Source organism: Streptomyces sp. NPDC004284 (assembly GCF_042874035.1).
GTDB lineage: Bacteria > Actinomycetota > Actinomycetes > Streptomycetales > Streptomycetaceae > Streptomyces.
The window spans coordinates 58,776-76,006 of the sequence record NZ_JBIAMJ010000010.1; the positions used below are offsets into that span (position 1 = coordinate 58,776).

Annotated in this window: 15 protein-coding genes; 6 read left to right on the top strand and 9 right to left on the bottom strand. The window is 74.8% G+C overall.

Going from position 1 to position 17,231, the window contains the following annotated elements; genetic code table 11:
* Positions 1 to 4 precede the first annotated feature (4 nt).
* Together ACFYUS_RS24790 and ACFYUS_RS24795 are read left to right on the top strand one after the other, a co-directional pair.
* On the top strand, positions 5 to 1,213 hold the full coding sequence (locus tag ACFYUS_RS24790) for a sensor histidine kinase (protein ID WP_388856042.1): 1,209 nt from the start codon (positions 5 to 7) through the stop codon (positions 1,211 to 1,213).
* 1 nt (position 1,214) lies between these two features.
* Positions 1,215 to 1,862: a response regulator gene (locus tag ACFYUS_RS24795; RefSeq protein ID WP_388856045.1), complete on the top strand. Its 648-nt coding sequence runs from the start codon at positions 1,215 to 1,217 to the stop codon at positions 1,860 to 1,862.
* A 41-nt stretch (positions 1,863 to 1,903) separates the two neighbouring features.
* On the opposite strand, the gene ACFYUS_RS24800 is transcribed toward ACFYUS_RS24795, so the two are convergent.
* From ACFYUS_RS24800 to ACFYUS_RS24825, 6 genes are all read right to left on the bottom strand, one after another.
* Positions 1,904 to 3,526, bottom strand: coding sequence for a flavin monoamine oxidase family protein (locus ACFYUS_RS24800; protein WP_388856048.1), 1,623 nt, complete (start codon positions 3,524 to 3,526; stop codon positions 1,904 to 1,906).
* Positions 3,527 to 3,627: 101 nt separating this feature from the next.
* A complete protein-coding gene (locus ACFYUS_RS24805; protein ID WP_388856051.1) occupies positions 3,628 to 5,040 on the bottom strand; it encodes an amidase in 1,413 nt (470 codons plus the stop codon).
* Positions 5,041 to 5,179: 139 nt separating this feature from the next.
* Positions 5,180 to 5,863 (bottom strand): ABC transporter ATP-binding protein, encoded by a 684-nt coding sequence (locus tag ACFYUS_RS24810; RefSeq protein WP_388856054.1) that lies wholly within the window; start codon positions 5,861 to 5,863, stop codon positions 5,180 to 5,182.
* The gene (locus ACFYUS_RS24815; protein WP_388856057.1) at positions 5,863 to 7,620 is read right to left on the bottom strand and encodes an ATP-binding cassette domain-containing protein; all 1,758 of its coding nucleotides are present in this window, start codon (positions 7,618 to 7,620) and stop codon (positions 5,863 to 5,865) included. The genes ACFYUS_RS24810 and ACFYUS_RS24815 overlap by 1 nt, the downstream gene beginning before the upstream one ends.
* Positions 7,617 to 8,855: an ABC transporter substrate-binding protein gene (locus ACFYUS_RS24820; protein WP_388856060.1), complete on the bottom strand. Its 1,239-nt coding sequence runs from the start codon at positions 8,853 to 8,855 to the stop codon at positions 7,617 to 7,619. Before ACFYUS_RS24820 ends, ACFYUS_RS24815 begins: the two co-directional genes overlap by 4 nt.
* The gene (locus tag ACFYUS_RS24825) at positions 8,816 to 9,691 is read right to left on the bottom strand and encodes a branched-chain amino acid ABC transporter permease (RefSeq protein WP_388856062.1); all 876 of its coding nucleotides are present in this window, start codon (positions 9,689 to 9,691) and stop codon (positions 8,816 to 8,818) included. The genes ACFYUS_RS24820 and ACFYUS_RS24825 overlap by 40 nt, the downstream gene beginning before the upstream one ends.
* A 164-nt stretch (positions 9,692 to 9,855) precedes the next feature.
* Here ACFYUS_RS24825 and ACFYUS_RS24830 point away from each other — a divergent pair, with 164 nt between their 5' ends.
* Positions 9,856 to 10,815: a helix-turn-helix domain-containing protein gene (locus ACFYUS_RS24830; protein ID WP_388856065.1), complete on the top strand. Its 960-nt coding sequence runs from the start codon at positions 9,856 to 9,858 to the stop codon at positions 10,813 to 10,815.
* A 77-nt stretch (positions 10,816 to 10,892) separates the two neighbouring features.
* On the opposite strand, the gene ACFYUS_RS24835 is transcribed toward ACFYUS_RS24830, so the two are convergent.
* Positions 10,893 to 12,932 (bottom strand): calcium-binding protein, encoded by a 2,040-nt coding sequence (locus ACFYUS_RS24835; protein ID WP_388856067.1) that lies wholly within the window; start codon positions 12,930 to 12,932, stop codon positions 10,893 to 10,895.
* Positions 12,933 to 13,191: 259 nt separating this feature from the next.
* Here ACFYUS_RS24835 and thpR point away from each other — a divergent pair, with 259 nt between their 5' ends.
* Complete coding sequence (gene thpR / locus ACFYUS_RS24840; protein ID WP_388856070.1) at positions 13,192 to 13,809, top strand: RNA 2',3'-cyclic phosphodiesterase; 618 nt, start codon at positions 13,192 to 13,194, stop codon at positions 13,807 to 13,809.
* On the opposite strand, the gene ACFYUS_RS24845 is transcribed toward thpR, so the two are convergent.
* Together ACFYUS_RS24845 and ACFYUS_RS24850 are read right to left on the bottom strand one after the other, a co-directional pair.
* Complete coding sequence (locus ACFYUS_RS24845) at positions 13,770 to 14,711, bottom strand: GNAT family N-acetyltransferase (protein ID WP_388856073.1); 942 nt, start codon at positions 14,709 to 14,711, stop codon at positions 13,770 to 13,772. The two genes, thpR and ACFYUS_RS24845, sit on opposite strands and share 40 nt — an antisense overlap.
* Before the next feature lie 71 nt (positions 14,712 to 14,782).
* Positions 14,783 to 15,334, bottom strand: a complete 552-nt coding sequence (locus ACFYUS_RS24850) for a hypothetical protein (protein ID WP_388856076.1) — start codon at positions 15,332 to 15,334, stop codon at positions 14,783 to 14,785.
* 272 nt (positions 15,335 to 15,606) lie between these two features.
* Here ACFYUS_RS24850 and ACFYUS_RS24855 point away from each other — a divergent pair, with 272 nt between their 5' ends.
* Both ACFYUS_RS24855 and ACFYUS_RS24860 read left to right on the top strand, forming a co-directional pair.
* Positions 15,607 to 16,512 (top strand): hypothetical protein, encoded by a 906-nt coding sequence (locus ACFYUS_RS24855; RefSeq protein ID WP_388856079.1) that lies wholly within the window; start codon positions 15,607 to 15,609, stop codon positions 16,510 to 16,512.
* A gap of 111 nt (positions 16,513 to 16,623) precedes the next feature.
* Entirely contained in the window at positions 16,624 to 17,181 is a 558-nt protein-coding gene (locus ACFYUS_RS24860) for a DUF664 domain-containing protein (protein WP_388856080.1), read from the top strand.
* The last annotated feature ends 50 nt before the right edge of the window (positions 17,182 to 17,231 follow it).

The window sequence follows — 17,231 nt, forward strand, 5'->3', positions numbered from 1 at the left end:
CGGAATGACCGACACGACGCCCGGCGGGACGGGACACCCGGTGACCGAGCGGCCGGCGCTCACCGCCCTGCGCCGCTGGTACACGGCCGCCTGGCTGCTCCTCGGCCTGGTCCCCTCGGTCATCGGCGCCGGCAACGACTCGGGGCCCGTGAAATGGGCCTCGCTGGGCCTGGTGGCGGCGGCCCTCGCGTACACCGCCGTCCACCGCGCCCGACACCACTCGACGCTCCATCTGGGGATCCTCGCCGCCGGGCTCGGCGTGATGGCGGCCCTCCCCGGCGGCGGCGCGGCCCTCCTGATCGCCGCCCTCCCCCAGTTCTGGTTCCAGGCCCGCGGCCCCCGTGCCGCCGTGCTGCTCAGCGGCTGCGCGGCGGCCGCGACGGCGGCGGGGAGCCTCTGGCGCGACTCGCCGGGGAACGCGGCCGCCGCCCTGACCGGATACGCCGTGTCCGTCCTGGCGGGGCTCCTGCTCCACCGGCTCATCACGGACGGCGAGGCCCGCACCGCCGCGCTCGCCACCGAACTCTCCCTCACCCAAGAGCAGTTGGCGGCCGCCCATCGCGCCCAGGGCGCCGTCGCGGAGCGGGAGCGGATGGCCCGCGAGATCCACGACACCCTCGCCCAGGGCTTCGCCTCCATCATCGTCCTCGCCGAGGCCGCCCGGACCGGCCTTGACGGGGACCGGGAGCACACGGCCCGGCAGCTGCGCTCCATCGAGCGGACCGCCCGCGAGAACTTCGCCGAGGCCCGGGTCCTGGTGGGATCGGCCCCGCACAGCGGCCTCTCCCCCGGCTCGGTGGTGCCGACCCTGCGCCGCACCCTGGAACGGTTCGCCCAGGACACCGGGATCACGGTCGACGCGGAGCTCGCCGAGGACGTCGACTGCGACCAGCAGACCCGGATCGCGCTCCTCCGCTGCACCCAGGAGTCGCTGGCCAACGTGCGCAAGCACGCCGACGCGAGCACCGTCGGCGTGGTCCTCGTCCAGGGCCCGTACGCCATCGAGCTGGAGATCACCGACGACGGGCGCGGCTTCGTCGTCGAGGAGTCGCGCGGCTTCGGTCTGGACGGCATGCGCAAGCGGCTCGCCGAGCTCGACGGGGAACTGACGGTGACCAGTTCGGTCGGGGACGGCACCCGCGTCCTCGCGACCTTCCCCACGGCCTTCCCCCCGGACCTCCCCACCGACTTCCCCACGAACGGACGGCCCTGACATGCCCGAAGCGCACGAGCCCGTCCGGGTCGTGATCGTCGACGACCACACGGTGATGCGCGCCGGAGTGGTCTCCCTCCTGGCTCCGGTCCCGGACATCACCGTCGTCGGCGAGGCGGGCGACGGCCTTGAGGCCCTCGGTCTCGTCGAACGCCTTGCGCCCGACGTCGCCCTCGTCGACCTGCGCATGCCGGTCATGGACGGCGTCGAGGCCACCGCCGCGATCACCGCGGGACCCGCCCCGACCCGGGTGCTCATCCTCACCACGTACGACACGGACGTGGAGATCGAGCGGGCGGTCGAGGCCGGCGCCGTCGGCTACCTCCTGAAGGACACCACCGCCGACCAGCTCGCCGAGGCCGTCCGCGCCGCGGCCCGCGGCGAGACGGTCCTCGCGCCCCGCGTCGCCGAACGCCTGGTCGCCCTCATGCGCCGCCCCGCCCCGGTCGTCCTCACCGCACGCGAACAGGACGTCCTCGGCGCGGTCGCCGACGGCCTGTCCAACGCCGAGATCGGCCGGCGCCTCGTCATCGCGGAGGCCACGGTCAAGACCCATCTCCTGCGCGTCTTCGCGAAATTGGACGTCAGCGACCGCACCCACGCCGTGGTCGTGGCCCTGGAGAAGGGCCTGCTGCCCGGCCGGGGCTGAGGACGGGCCCGCCGGATCTCCTCCGGCGGGCCCGGTGCGCCCTACAGGGGGACGCCGAGGTCGGTGAGGACCTCGTCGGCCGCGCGCTCGCCGGACTCGGCGCCGCCCTCCATGTAGCCCTGGGCCATCGCGGAGGTGTGCTCGCCGGCGAAGTGGGTGTTGCCCTGGCGGACGCCCTCGTAGCCCCCGTACCGGTGGGCGTACCCGGTGGGCATGCCGGCGTACGAGCCGTAGGCGTTCGGGTTGAGCGGCCAGGCGGCGAGCGTGGCCTTTCCGGTCCAGTGGGCGGTCAGGCCGGGGAAGACCGGTTCGAGCTGGGCGAGGGCCGTCCGGGCGTAGCAGGCGATCTGGGGGTCGGCCGCCGTGCGGAACGGCGTGGACGGGGTGAAGTCGGCGGCGTGGCTGCCGCCCGCGTAGACCGTGAGGATGCCCTTGCCGCCGGGCTGGGCTCTGCTGGAGTCCCAGGAGGTCTGGTAGCCGGTGTCGCTCATCGTGCTGCCGCTGGCGGTCCCCCACGGGCCGGAGGCGTTCCAGTGGCGGGTGTCGAACTGCAGGGAGAGCTTGCAGTTCTGGCCCATCCGCGCCGCGGCGATGCCGGCGAGCTTGCGGCTGTCGAAGCCGGAGGCGGACAGGTCGATGTGCTGGAGCACACCGGCCGGGAGGGCGAGGACGGTGTGGTCGGCGAGGACCGTCCGCGTCCAGCCGTCGGCGGTGAAGGTGAGCAGCTGCCGGCCGCCCGGGGAGGCCGCCACTGACTGGAGCCGCCAGCCGTGGCGCACCGTCCCCGGGGGCAGGGCGGCGGCGATGGCCTGCGGGAGACGCTGGTTGCCGCCGCGGACGTGGTAGCGGGTGTCGCTCTCCCCGAACAGGGCGAAGCCGTTGGGGGCCGGCTGGTAGCCGAGCATGCCGATGATGCCGAGGGCCGAGGAGGACGGGGTGTCCATGCCGAACTCGGTGGTGTAGGCGACGTCGAGGAGCTGTCCGAAGGGCGAGGCGTGGCCGCCCGGGACGCGGGTGGCGATCCAGTCGTGGATGGACATGTTCGACAGGGCCACCGCGCCGGGGCTGTTGGCGGCGTCCCAGGCGACGGGCCACTTGAAGGTGGCGAGGTCCTGCTGGATCACCGGCTTGAGCTTCTTGAAGTCGGCGCTCGCCTGGGCATAGGTGTAGTAGGCGCCGTCGAAGCGGTAGACCTCGGTGGCGCCGGCGGGCTCGGCGGCGCGCAGGTCGTCGAGGGGCAGGCCGAAGCGGGCGGCGAGGTTCTGCATGCGGGTGTGACCGGTGTCGATCAGCTCGCCGCCCCACTCGGAGGTCTGGCCGTCGTCCCAGTAGGAGCCGGCCGGGTGGGAGTGCATCCGGCCGCCGACGCGGGTGTCGGCCTCGTAGACGGCGGAGGCGATGCCGTGGTCGGCGAGCCGCAGGGCTGCGGTGAGCCCGGCGATGCCGGCGCCGACGATCGCGATGACGGGCTGGGACGCGGTGTCGGCGCGGGCGGAACCGGCCGCGCCGACGACGGTGCCGGCGGCGGCCAGGCCCGCTCCGGCGGCGAGTCCGCCGAGCACGGTCCGGCGGGAGACCCCGCCGGCGGTGCCGGCGGCGGCGCTTTCGGTGGAGTGCTCGGCGACGATCCGGCGCAGCATGCGGGCCGGTGCGGTACGTGCCATGTACGGCTCCTTCCAAGGGGGGCCGGTTCCCCTGGGGACGGGGAGCCGGGAGCGGCGGTGGCGGGTGCCGCCGCCGACGGGGAGGGCCTCGCGGCGGGCCGTCAGGCGGCGTAGCGCGCGGGGCGGCGGCGGGGCCAGCCGTCGAGAGCTTCCAGTTCGGCGGCGACCCGGATGAGGGAGGCCTCGTCCCAGGGGCCGGCGATGAGCTGGCTGCCGACGGGGAGGCCCTCGGCCGAGGTGAAGGTGGGCAGGCTGACGGCGGGTTGCCCGGTGATGTTGCAGATCGCGGTGAAGGAGATCATCCGGGTCTCGGTGGTGCGCGGGCCGCCGGGGTCCGCGTTGGCCTCCTTCAGCAGGGCGTCCACCGGCGGCGGCAGGCAGGCCATGGTGGGGGTGAGGAGCAGGTCGAACTCCTGGCCCCACTGGGCGCGGATCGCGCGGGCCTCCTCGGCGAGCAGGGTCGCGGCCCGGGTGTACTCGCCCGAGTGCTTTCCGGCGGCCCGGTCCATGCGGAACCGGAGGTGCGGCTCGGCGAGTTCCGGCTGCTGGTACGGGGCGGCCCAGAGCGCGGCGTCGAGGACGGTCTGCGCGTATCCGGTGATGGCCTCCTCGCTGAAGAAGCGGGGCGAGGCGGGGGCGACCTCGTGGCCGAGGGCCTCGAGGAGCCGGGCGGTGTGCTCGGCGGCCTCGACGCACTGCGGGTCGACGGGGAGGCCGGTGGGCGCCTCGGTGAGCAGCCCGATGCGGAGGCGTCCGCCGTCGCGGCCGACCTCGTCGAGGTAGGGGCGCTCGGGTGCGGGGGCCTGGTACATGGCGAGCCGGTCGGGCACGGACATCGCGTCGAGGAGTGCGGCGGCGTCGCGGGTGGTGCGGGTGATGGCGCCTTCGACGGTGGCGTGCTCCCAGCCGGGGACCTGCTGGGGGACGCGGCCCCGGCTGGGCTTCAGGCCGAGCAGTCCGCAGGAGGAGGACGGCATGCGGATCGAGCCTCCGCCGTCGTTGGCGTGCGCGACGGGCGCGAGGCCGGCGGCGACGGCCGCGGCGGCGCCGCCGCTGGAGCCGCCGGAGGAGTGTTCGAGGCTCCAGGGGTTGCGGGTGCTGCCGAAGCGGCTGTTGTCGGTGGTCGACAGGAGGCCCATCTCGGGCGAGTTGGTCCGCCCCATGAGGAGGAATCCCGCGTCGAGGAGGCGGCGGACCACGGGTTCGGTGAGGGTACGGGGCCGGTCGTCGACTCCGTACGAGCCATAGGTGGCGGGCTGGCCCTCCACCTGGGTCAGCTCCTTGACGGGGACGGGCACGCCGTGGAACGGCGGGAGGGGCCCGCCGTCGGTGACGGCCCGCTCGGCGCGGCGGGCGGCGGCACGGACGGCGTCCTCGTCGAGCCAGGTGAACGCGGCGAGTTCGCCGTCGTGCTCCGCGATCCTGCGCAGATAGGTCTCGGCGATCTCGACGGGGCTGAGGTCACGCCGGCGTACGGCCGCCGCGAGGTCGGTGGCTGAGGCGAAGGGGTCCATGAGGGCTGCTCCAGGTGGGGCGGGACGGTCGGCTGGGGTGGGGGCGGGCCGCCGGGGCGGGGCGGCCCGGCCGGGTGGTGGGTGGTCCGGCTGAGGCAGGGGCCGTCCGCCGGGGCGGGGCGGCCGGGGTGATGGGTGGTCAGCGGACCGCGAGGATGGCGTCGAGGCGGTCGCGCAGACCGGGCCCGTTCGGTGCGTCGAGCACGACCCGTCCGGCCTCCATCGCCACGACGTGCCGGCTGTGGTCGAGGAGTGCTCCGGCGTGCTGGTCGACGAGGAGGACGGCCGTCCCGGCGTCGGCGATCGTGCCGAGGGCCTCCAGGACGTCGGCGACCACGGAGGGCTGGAGGCCCTGGGTGAGTTCGTCGACGGCGATGAGGGTCCGGCCGGCGAGCATCGCCCGGGCGATGCCCAGTTGCTGTTTCTGCCCGCCGGAGAGCGTGCCGGCCTGCTGCCCGGCGCGGTCGGTGAGGAGCGGGAAGACGGTGTACGGGTCGACGGCCGGGGCGGCGTCACGGCGGCGGGCGAGGCGGAGGTTGTCGGCGACGGTGAGCGCGGGGAACACGCCCCGGTCCTCCGGCATCAGCGTGGCGCCGGCCCGGGCGAGCAGTTCGGGGCGGCCCGGGGGCACGTCGCGTCCGTCGAGGGTGACGCGGCCGCCGTGCCGGTCGGCGAGGCCGAAGACGGTCCGCAGGAGGGTCGTCTTCCCGGCGCCGTTGCGGCCGATCAGGGCGGTGATCTCGCCTGCGCGTACGGTCAGGTCGGCCGGCCGGACGACGGCGGCCTGCCCGTATCCGCCGGCGAGCCCGGTCAGTTCGAGCATCAGCGCGCTCCCAGGTAGGCGGTGCGGACGGCGGGGTCGGCGGAGACGGCGTCGAGCGGGCCGCGGGCGAGGACCCGTCCTTCGGCGAGGACGACGACCTCGTCGGCGAGTTCCCGCACGATGTCCATGTCGTGCTCGACCACGAGCAGCGCGCAGCCGGTGCGCCGGTTGACCTCGCGGAGTTCGCGGGTGAGGCGGCGGGCGTCGTCGGGTCCGAGTCCGGCCGCGGGTTCGTCGAGGAGCAGCAGCCGGGGGGCGGCGGCGAGCACCATGGCCAGCTCCAGGCGGCGCCGGTCGGCGAGCGGGAGCGTCCCGGCCGGCCGGAGTTCGTCGTCGGCGAGGTCGCGGAACTCCGCGGGGGGTGCGGCGGGTTCGGGCGCCTCGATCCGGGCGAGGCGGAGGTTGTCGGCCGGGGAGAGTTCGGCGATCACGCTGGGGATCTGGAACATCCGCCCGACGCCGAGTCCCACCCGGCGGTGGACGGGCGTTCCGGTCGCGTCGGTGCCGAAGAGCCGCAGGGTGCCGGCGTCCGGGGCGAGCTGCCCGGCGACGACGTTCAGGAAGGTGCTCTTGCCGGCGCCGTTCGGTCCGATCAGGCAGACGCAGCGGCCGGCCTCGACGGTCAGGTCCACCCCGGCGAGCACCTGGACGGGGCCGAAGGACTTCCTGATGCCGGTGACGGCGAGGGGGACTTCCCCGCCGGGCTCCCGGACGGTACGGCTCCGGGGCCGGCGGGCCGCGGCCGGGAGGCGTACGTCGGGTCCGGGCCCGGCCAGCCAGCGGCGCGGTGCGGCGGTGAGTCCGGCGGGCGCCACCTGGACGACGAGCAGGAACAGGGCGGCGAGGGCGAGGAGGTACCAGCCCTGCCAGGTGGAGCCGAGGTACTGCTGGCCGGCGGTGACGGCGAGGGCTCCGGCGAACGGGCCGACCGTGGACGCGCGGCCGCCGAGGGCCAGCCAGATCAGCACGGACGTCGACAGGCCGAGGCCGAACACCTGCGGCGACACCAGGCCGGCCACGGGTGCGTACAGCGCTCCGGCCAGGGCGGCGACGGCCGCGCTCGCGGCGAAGGCGGTGGCGCGCACCCTGGTTCCGTCGATGCCGCTCTGGGCCGCGCGCTCGGGGTTGCGGGCGGCCGCCGTGAGGCGGGCGCCGAACCGGCCGCGTACGAGCAGTGCCCCGCAGACGGCGACCACGGCCGCGACGGCGCCGAGGGTGACGTAGTAGGAGGTCACCACGTCGGGTCCGGAGACGGACAGTCCGTTGGTGCCGCCGGTCACCGGGGCGAGGGTGGTGGCGGCGCGCTGGAGCAGGAGTCCGACGCCGATGGTCAGGAGGATCAGCGGGGCGTCGGGGACCGGGGCGGCCAGGCCGATGCGGACGACGGGCAGGGCGATCGCCACGGCGGCGGCGACGGCCGCGGCGACCGTCGCCGCCCGGGGGAGGTCGTGCTCCTGGCCGAGGGCGACGGCGTAGGCGCCGAGGCCGAAGAAGGCGGCGTGTCCGACGCTCAGCAGTCCCGCCCGTCCCCAGCTCAGGTCGAGGCCGTAGGCGAACAGGCCGTGGCACAGGCCGAGGGTGAGGGTGGCGACGGCGAAGGCGTCGAGGCCGAAGGGCGCGGCGAGCAGGGCGGCCCCGGTGAGGGCCGGAAGCGCGAGGCGCAGGGTGCGCCGGAGGGCTCCGGTGTTCCGGCTCCCGGAGAGGGCCGGGGTGGCGGTGGAGGCGGCGGGGGCGCCCGGCGCGGCGGGGACGGTCACGCGCAGCCCTTCTTCGGGGTCGTGTCGGCGACCATCGGATGGGTCCGCGTGACGGTGTAGGCGCCGTCGCGGCCGATGGTGACCTCGCGCATGTCGGCCTGGAGCACGTGGTTGGAGGCGTCGAAGCGGGTCCCCTTGCCGAGGGGGCTGTCGAAGGACAGTGCGCCGATCGCCTTGTTGACGGCCCGGGGGTCGTTCGAGCCGGCCTTCTCCGCGGCGGCCAGGAAGAACTCGACGCCGAAGTAGGCGTTGCCCGCGACCTCGGGGACGGGGGCCTTCCACTGGTGGGCGGCCCGGTAGTCCTTCACGAAGGCGCGGCTCTCGGCGTCGTCGAGCTGGTCGCTCCAGCGCACCGTGTGCGTGCGGCCCGCGACGAGTTCGCCGAGCGCGGGCTGGAAGTCGGCGTCCAGGGAGGCGCCCTCGAAGCCGAGGTCCGGGGTGAGCAGGCCGAACTGCTGGGCCTGCTTGGCGAAGGTGACGGCGTCCGCGCCGACGACCATGGAGAGCACGCCGTCGGGCTTCGCGGACTTGAGGCGGCCGATGACCGGCTGCCAGTCGGTCTGGCCGAGGGGGCTGTACTCCTCGGCGACGACGGTGCCGCCGGCCTTCTTCACCAGGTCCTCGGCGACGCCGGCGTAGAAGTGCGGGTAGTTGTAGTCGGAGCCGACGAGGGCGACCTTGCCGCCGTACTTCCGAACGAGCCCGGGGACGGTCGGGGTGAGCATCTGACGGGTGGACTCGCCGAAGCCCCACTGGTGGGGGAAGCAGTGCTCGGTGTCGCCGAGGATGGCGGTGCCGAAGGGCACGTGCGCCTCGTCGGCGACCCTGCCGACGGCTTCGGCGGTGTCGCCGGTGATGGTGCCGAAGAGCATGGTGACCTTGTCCTGGCGGACCAGGCGGCGGGCGAGCTGGGTGGAGTTGGCGGGGTCTCCGGCGTCGTCGACCACGACGTACTCGACGGGCCGGCCGTGCACGCCGCCGTCGGCGTTGACCTTCTTGACGGCCAGTTCGAGGCCGTTGCGCAGGGCGGTTCCGACCTGGGAGACCGGTCCGGTGAGCGGGACGATCACGCCGATCTTCACCGGTCCCCCGGTGGCCGGGGCGTCGTCGCCGGACAGGGCCGCGCCCTGGCAGCCGGTGAGCGCGAGGGCGAGGGCGCCCGCCACCGCGAGCGCGGTGGTCCGGGGCGCGGGCGTCATGCGGCGCTCGCGGGCGCGGGGGTGCGACGGAACCATGCGGAGAACCTTCCGATCCAGGGGCGCGAGCGCAGGGCGGCGATCGCGACGACGACGGCGTAGAAGAGGGCTTCGGCGAGGGTGTCGGAGAGCCAGGTGCGGAGCAGGACCGACAGCGCGGAGATCAGCAGGGCGGCGCCGGCGGCGGTGGCCAGGGCTCCGGGGCGGCTGAGCAGCAGGCCGAAGAAGACGGGGACGAGCAGGCCGAATCCCATGCTGGGGTTCACGGCGAGGACGGGGCTGTACAGGGCTCCGGCGAGGACCGCGAGGAGGCCGCCGACGGTGAAGGCCGTGGCGCGCATGCGGCGCGGGTCGGTGCCGAGCAGCGCCGCCATGGCCGGGTTGTCGGCCACGGCCCGCAGTCTCAGTCCCCAGTCGGTGCGGTGGGCCGCGAGCAGGACGAGGGCGATGACGGCGACGGCGGTGAGGGCGCACACGATCCGGTACGCCGGGTACGGGGTGCCGAGGACGTCGAGCGTGCCGTCCACGGGTACGGCGACGGTGCGCGAGGTCCCGGTGAAGAGGAGCTCCGCGCCCTGCCGCAGGGCCATGCCGAGGCCCCAGGTGACGAGCATGGCGGCCAGTCCGTCGGAGCCGGGGCGGCGCAGCAGCAGTCGCTCGACGACCAGGAGCAGGGGGACGCCGGCGGCGAGGGCGAGCAGGGCGCGGAGTCCGAAGGGGGCGGCGGTCGCGGTCGCGGCGACGTAGGCGCCGACCATGGCCAGGTCCCCCTGGGCGAGGTTGACCACCCGGGTCGCCGCGAAGATCACCGCGATGCCGACCGTGAGCAGGCCGTAGAGGCCGAACTGGCCAAGGATGGCCAGAAGTACATCCATCTGTTACCGCCTCTGTGCTTCCGGGTGGCGCGGGGACTCTGCGAGCATCTGGCAATCCCGCGGTGGGCACTGGTCCGGCAGCGCAGAGTTCTGTGCCCGTAGTGCGCGGACCGGACGACGCGAAGGGTGCGTGCGGTGCGGGCGGGGGCGGGGAGGAGCACGACATGCCGGTGGAGCGACGGGACGACGGCAACCTGGTCTTCGGCTATCTCGACACCGCGTCGGCGGACCTGTCGGGCGCCTTCGACACGGTCCTGGTCCGGGCCCGGGCGGGCGACGAGGGGTACACGGCCGACATGCGGCCGAGCCGCTTCGGTGCCCTGAGCGGCTGTGACATCAGCGGGGAGCAGGAGATACGGGTGATGCCCCGGCCCTCCCCCGCGGCTCCCCGGCCGGGCCATCTCCTCGGTCTGCTCGTGTCGGGGCGCGGGGAGCTGGAGCAGGACGGGCGGCGGGCGGCGCTCTCACCGGGTGACTTCGTGCTCTACACCGGCGCGCGGCCGTTCCGGCTGGAACTCGGCTCCTCGCACCGGTACTTCGTGCTGTCCCTGGACGCCGGTACGGGCGGACAGCTGGCGCGGGCGGACGGCGCGGTGACGGCCAACGCGGAGCTGCCGCGCTCGCCGAGCGGCCGGGTGCTCTCGGCCGTGCTCGGCGAACTGGCCGAGCGGGCCCATGGGTTCGGGCCGCTGGCACGCCGGGACATGGGCGAGCACGTGTCGGCGATCCTGCGCACGCTGCTGCGCGAGGCGGGCGGCGCGGGAGCGGCTTCCGGCATCGGGTCCGCGGGGGCCCTGGAGCGGATCCTCGCGTACGTCGACGAACGCCTCGCGGAGGACCTGTCGCCGGGGACGATCGCGGCGGCGCACCACATCTCCGTACGCCATCTGCACGCGCTGTTCAGGGAGTCGGGCGTGACGGTGAGCGATCACGTGCGCCGGCGCCGTCTGGAGCGGATCCGCCGGGACCTCGTCGATCCTTCGCTCGCCCACCTGCCCGCGTACGTCCTCGCGGCGCGCAGGGGTCTCGGCGAGGCGAGTCACTTCAGCCGGGTGTTCCGGGCCGAGTTCGGTCTGTCGCCGCGTGCGGTACGGGAGCAGGCGCGCGTCCGCGCCGAGCGCTGAGGGCCCGTGGGGCGGGTGCTCCACGCACGGGTGCCGTCGGCGCGGGTGGCGCCGACGGCACCCGGGGGCGGGTGGGGTCAGGGACAGCTGATGCGGGTGTCGCCCGGGTCGGTGGTGCAGGTGTCGGTGCCGGGGCCGCCGTTGGCGGTGTCGTTGCCGGAGACTCCGTCGGTGGTGGTGAGGCGGTCGTTGCCGTAGTAGCCGGTCAGGGTGTCGTTGCCCGGGCCGCCGTTGAGGGTGTCGTCGCCGAAGCCGCCGTCGATGTTGTCGTTGCCGTAGCCGCCGTACACGGTGTCGTTGCCGTAGCTCGCGCGGATGGTGTCGTTGCCGCCGAGGCCGCAGATGACGTCGTTGCCGTAGCCGCCGTTCAGGGTGTCCGTGCCGCTGGTGCCGATGATCGTGCAGCCGAGGGCGTTGTTCACCGAGGTGGTCGCGGTGGCCGTGTTGCCGGAGGTCACCGGGTCCGGCTGGGTGGCGCTGACGCTCGCCGTGTCCGTGAGCGTGCCGGTGGACCGGGGTTCGGCCGTCACCGTGACCGTCGCGGCGGCGCCCGGGGCGAGGGAGCCGAGGGCGCAGGTGGCGCCCGTCGCGGTGGTCGTGCAGGTGCCCTGCGAGGGGGCGGCCGAGATGAGGGTCGCTCCGGCGCCGGAGAGCGTGTCCGTCAGGGTGACGCCGGTGGCGGTGGCGGTGGAGGAGGCCGCGTTGGTGACGGTCACCGTGTACGTGGCGCGGTCGCTGATGCTCACGGTGGCCGTCCCGGACTTCGTCACCGACAGGTCGGCGTACGGCGGGGGCGGGGGCGTGCCGTCACCGCCCTGGTAGCGGGCGAGGGCGAACTGATAGCCCGCCCCGTAGCCGGCCGCGACGATCTTGCCGTCCGGCTGGACGAGCACGCCGCGGGCCTCGTCGTAGTCGTTGAAGCCGGTGACCACGAAGCCGCTGTGGCCGAAGCCGGTGTCGACGGTGCCGTTCGTCTGGAAGCGGACCAGGCCGAAGTCGTTGGCCTCGGTGCTGTTCGGGTCGTCGGCCCGGCCGGCGAGCACGATCTTGCCGTTCTGCTGGAGCGCCATGGCGTACGCGACGCCCCCGTCGCCCGGGGAGTTGACCGAGGTGCGCCCGCCCGTGCCGAAGCCGGTGTCGGGGGTGCCGTCGGCGTTGTAGCGGAGCAGGGCGTAGCCGAGTCCCCCGGAGCCCGCGGCGAGGATCTTGCCGTCGGACTGCACGGCCGCGGCGTTGCCGAACTCGGTGCCGCCGAAGTCGGCGGTGACCATGCCGTCGCCGCTGAAGGTGGTGTCGAGGGTGCCGTTGCCGTTGTAGCGGACCACGCCGATGTCGAAGGCGGTGTTGCCCACGTAGCCGACGGAGACGATCTTGCCGTCCGGCTGGAGGGCCATGCTCCGGGCGATGCCGCCGGCGTCCTGGGGAGAGGTGGGCGTGAAGCCGGCGACCACGGCCCCGTCGCCGCCGAGGGTGGGGTCGAGGGTGCCGTTGGTGTTGAGCCGGACCAGCGCGAAGCCGCCGCCCGCGCCCTTGCCCGCGGCGACGATCCGGCCGTCGGGCTGCACGGCGACGTCGGAGCCGTCCGCGGAGCCGCCGAACTCGTCGACCCGTACGAGGCCGCCGTTGCCGAAGCCCGTGTCGAGGCTGCCGTCGGTGTTGTAGCGGGCCACGGAGAAGAAGCAGCAGCCTCCGCCCTCGTCGGCGACCACCTCGGTGGTGCCGGCCACGACGATCTTGCCGTCCGAGGGCTGGATCGCGACGGCGTTGGCCGTGTGGGAGCCGCCGCCGAAGTCGCTGGTCGTCGTGCCGCCGCTGCCGAAGGCGGTGTCGAGGGCGCCGCTCGTGGTGTAGCGGGCGAGCGCGAAACCGGCCTCGCTCGTGCCCACCACGACCAGTTTCCCGTCGGCCTGCCGGGCGATGTCGTGGCCCTCCGCGGTCCCGGTGACGGGGGTCGTCACGCGGCCGTCGGGCCCGAAGGTCGGGTCCAGGTCGCCGGGGGCCGCGAAGGCGGTGCCCGGCAGGGCGAGGACGAGCGCGAGTCCGAGCGCGGCCGGCACTCCGGCCCTCCCGCCCGGTCCGCGGCGCCGGACCGCCGGTCTGAGAAGTGCATGGGTCATGGGGGGACGAACCTCCGTCTTCGCAGGTGAACAGGGATCGGCGCACAGCTTCGGCCCCTCGCGCCGCGCACCCGTGCGGACCGTGCCGCACTGCGCCCCACTGGCCCCCGGGGAACCACCCTCGCGGGGGAGCGCGCGGGGCACGCGCCTCCTCCACGGGTGGTGGGGACCCGGGCGTCCCCGGCGCCGCTGGTGGCCGGGGCACCGCGTACCCTCGCCTCCGACGGTGGCGGTACGGACAGTGGGCAGGGAACGGAAGATGGCTGAGGCGCCCGGGCGGGGTACGGAGTCCGGTGACGACGACGGGGCGCGGGGCGCGACCGTGCGCGTGTTCATCGCGCTCGCCCCGCCCGATGACGCGAAGGACGAGCTGGCCCACGAGCTGCGTCCCGCGTACGAGGCGTACCCGCGCATGCGGTGGAACCGGATCGAGGACTGGCACATCACGCTGGCGTTCCTCGGGGAGCTCCCGGTGGCGGCCGTCCCCCTCCTGCGGCCGCCGCTGGCGGAGATCGCGGCGGAGCGGAAGCCCTTGGAGCTGGCGCTGCGCGGCGGCGGGCACTTCGACGACCGGGTGCTGTGGAGCGGGATCGACGGCGACCTGGACGGACTGCACGCGCTCGCCGCCGAGGTGCGGACGGTCGTCAAGGAGTGCGGCATCCCCTTCGAGGACCGGCCGCTGCGCCCCCATCTGACGCTCGCCCGCGCCCGCCGCGACGATCCGACGTCCGTACGGGAGGCGGCCGCGGGGCTCGCCGGTTTCACCGGCCGGCGGTGGCCCGCCGAGCGCCTCCACCTCGTCGGCAGCAACTACGGTCGCGGCCCCGGCCCGATCCGTTACCGCGACATCGAGGCCTGGGCCTTCGCCCGGCGGTAGCCGTGGGTGCGGCACTCGCGGGTGAAGCCCAGCGCGCCGTACAGCTTCGCGGCCGGGAGGTTCTCGGCGTCGTGGTTGACCGTCACGCGCCGGAGACCGAGCTCCGCCATGCGCCGCATGGACTCGGTCATGACCGCCCGCGCCAGGCCGAGGCGGCGGAAGGCCTCGTGGGTGCCGACGGGCTCGAAGTGGCCGAGGCCGTTGCGTTCGTCGACCCAGTGGACGGTGTACGCGCCGATGCGCCCGTCCGGGGCCTCGGCCACGATCTCGTGCGCCGGGTCGTAGCCGGGCCGGGTCATCATCCCGTCCCGGTAGGCCGTTCCCGTCCAGTCGGAGCCGAACGAGGCGTTGCGGGCCTCGGCCAGGGCGTCGGCGTCGGCGAGGGTGGCGGCCCGGACGGTGAATCCCTCGGGCACCACGAGGGGAGGGAGATCGGTCAGGTCGCGGGTGTTCACGTCGTCCCAGACCCGGAAGTACGTGAAGCCCAGTTCGTTCAGGAGGCGGCCGCGGGTCGTGTCGGTCTCGAAGAGGTCGGTGAGGACGTACTCCTCGCCGTCCGCCATGTGCCGGGTGGTGGTGTCGGCCGCGAAGGTCAGCATCGCGCGCTCGGCGTCGGTGCCGCGCAGCTCCGGCGCGCAGAACGCGTCGAACGCCGCGCCGAATCGCAGGCAGATCGTGACGCCCACGATGCGCCGTTCGTCCCCGGGCCCGTGCTCGTGCTCGTGTTCCCAGACGTGCACGAGGTCTCCGACGGGCGGGCCGCCGCGCAGGTTGTCGTACACGCGGTGCGGAAGCTCGCCCACGTGGTCGTAGGCGTCGCGGCCGGCGGTGGCGATCCACTCCGCCACGGTGCTCTGGAGGCGGGGCATGTCGGAGGGGAGGAACGGCCGGGGTCTGATCATGATCGTCTTATATCCGGGCCGATCGGGCCGGTACAAGCGGGTTTCCGTCCGGGCGGGAGGAGGAGCCGGGGTCAGCGTCCGTACAGGGTGCGGCAGAGGCCGGCGGCGCCCATGGGGGCCTGGATGGACTCCGCCTGACGGCAGAGGCGGCGCATCTCGGGCGGCCGGGCGTCCGTCGACCGGTGCGGGCGGACGGGGGCCGGGCGCTTCTTCTGCGGGGAACGGGGGACGGCCCTCGGGCCGGTCCTCCTGACCGTGGGCTTCCCGGGCTCGTTCGCCCCGGTGCGCGGGCGGTTCGGGACCGGCCTCACCGGCCTCTGGGCGCGCGGTCGGCGGGCGGCCGGTTCCCCGGCGGCCGCGCCGGCCGCCCGCGGGCCGGGAGTCCGGGCCGGCCCGGGATCCGGCCGGGAGTCCGGCCGGGGTTCGGCGGCGGTGAGGGCCTCCCGAGGGGCGGGCTCCGTGGGCACGGGCCATGCGGGGAGGGGGGCGGGGGGCCGGTCGGCGGCCGGCGCGAGGGCGCCCGGGCGGGCCGGCGGGGCCGGGTCGGGACCGTGCGGGACGGCCACGCATCCGGCGGCGAGAAGTGCGATGAGCAGGAGCGACGTGGTGCGGCGGGCGTGCATGGGAGTCACGGTGCCCGAGCCTCGGCGCGCGGGGACGGCGGCTCGGCCGGGTCCACCGTGACGAGTGAATCGGCGGCGTTCGTGGACGGAGCGCCACCGCCGCGTGCGACCCGGCCCCGCGCTCTCCGTACGACTTCACGCTCCGGCGGATGGCGTAACCCTCGCTGGGCCGCACCCACCAAGATCCATAACCTGGCGCCCGGCGCGTGACCTCGCGTCTGTCGGACAGAGAAGGCAAGCGACTTCCCGTGAGAATTCCGATGATGCAGCGCATGACCTGGTTCACCACGACGACCGCGCTCCTCGCCGTGCTCGGCGGCGCCCCGGCCGGCGCGGCCGACGCCTGGCAGAGGGTCGGCGGTGACTCCCGCAGCGGTGTCAGCGGCCTCGCGTACGAGGGGCGCACCGAGGACGGGGACGGGGTGAACGCCCTGGTCGTGCACGACAACAAGAGGTCCGGGCAGCCGAGGCTGTCCCGGATCACCCGCACCGAGAACTCCACCGTGATCGCCCCGCTCGCCTGGGAGGGTGCGGAGCCCGTCGACCTGGAGGCCGTCGAAGCCGTCCCGGGGATGCCCGGCGAGTACCTGGCGCTCACCGGCCGCGGCATCCTCTACCGGCTGAAGGTGGCCGGTTCGACGGCGACGGTCGTCGACTACACGCCGCTGCCGGCGATCGGCGAGGGCGACGACTTCGAGAGCTTCGCTCTGGTCGCCCGGGACGGAAAGCTCGCCGCCCTCTGGGCGGACCGGGGCGCCGGCGCGGGACGGCCGGCCACGCTGTACGCGGCGTCGCTGACGTTCGCGCCGTGGGGGCAGCCCCTGTTCGGCTCCGTCTCGCAGCGGACCTACCGGTCCTCGTACCCGGCGGACGACGCCACCCGGCACATCTCCGACATCGCCCTGACCGACTCCGGCCGGATCCTGGTCGGTTCGGCGGGTGACGCCGGGGACGACGGGCCGTTCGACTCGGCGGTGAGCGACGCGGGCCGCGTGACCGTGTCGGCGACGGGCCGGGTACGGATCACGCTGGCGGCCTCGCCGACCGTGCTCGGGAGGTTCCCCGGCTACAAGATCGAGGCCGTGGAGTGCCTGCCCGGTTCGTCCGACGCCGCCCTCGGCACGGACGACGAGAACCTGGGCGGGTACGTGCGGACCGTGCCGTTCTGCGTGACCTGACCCGCCCCGGTCCGGTCCGGCCCCTGGACCGGACCGGTTCAGGGGCCGGACCGGTTCAGGGGCCGGACAAATCCGTGGCGGGGCCGCGCGTTCTCCGACGAGGATGAGCGCATGAATGATCACCCCGAGCGCTGGAGCCGTGCGGCCGTCTACCCCGACATGTGGGCGGACCCGGCCGACGACCCCCGTGAGACCGACGGCGACGGTCCGGAAGGGGAGCTCGCGACGCTGCGGGACTTCCTCTCCGGCTACCGTCTGACCCTGCGGATGAAGTGCGAGGGCCTGGACCCGGAGCAGTTGGCCCGCCGTTCGGTCCCGCCGTCGACGATGTCGCTGCTCGGCCTGATCCGGCACCTCGCCGAGGTGGAGCGGGACTGGATCACCTGGATCACCGGAGAACCGCTGCCGAAGGTGTACGGCGAGCGCGACGCGGACTTCCACGGGGCCGTCGCCGACCAGGCGGTGGTCGACGCCGCGTACGCCGATCTGGAGCGCGAGCAGGCCGCGGCCGACGCCGCGCTCGCCGACCACCTCGACCTGGGCGAACGGCTCCCGAAGGACGGGATCGCGGTGCGCGAGCTGCTGGTGCACCGCATCGAGGAGTACGCCCGCCACTGCGGGCACGCCGACCTGTTGCGCGAGCGCGTCGACGGGCGGGTCGGCCAGTAGCGGCGGGGCGGCTCCCCCCCCTGTCTCCCGGGCCGCCGGCGGCACCGACG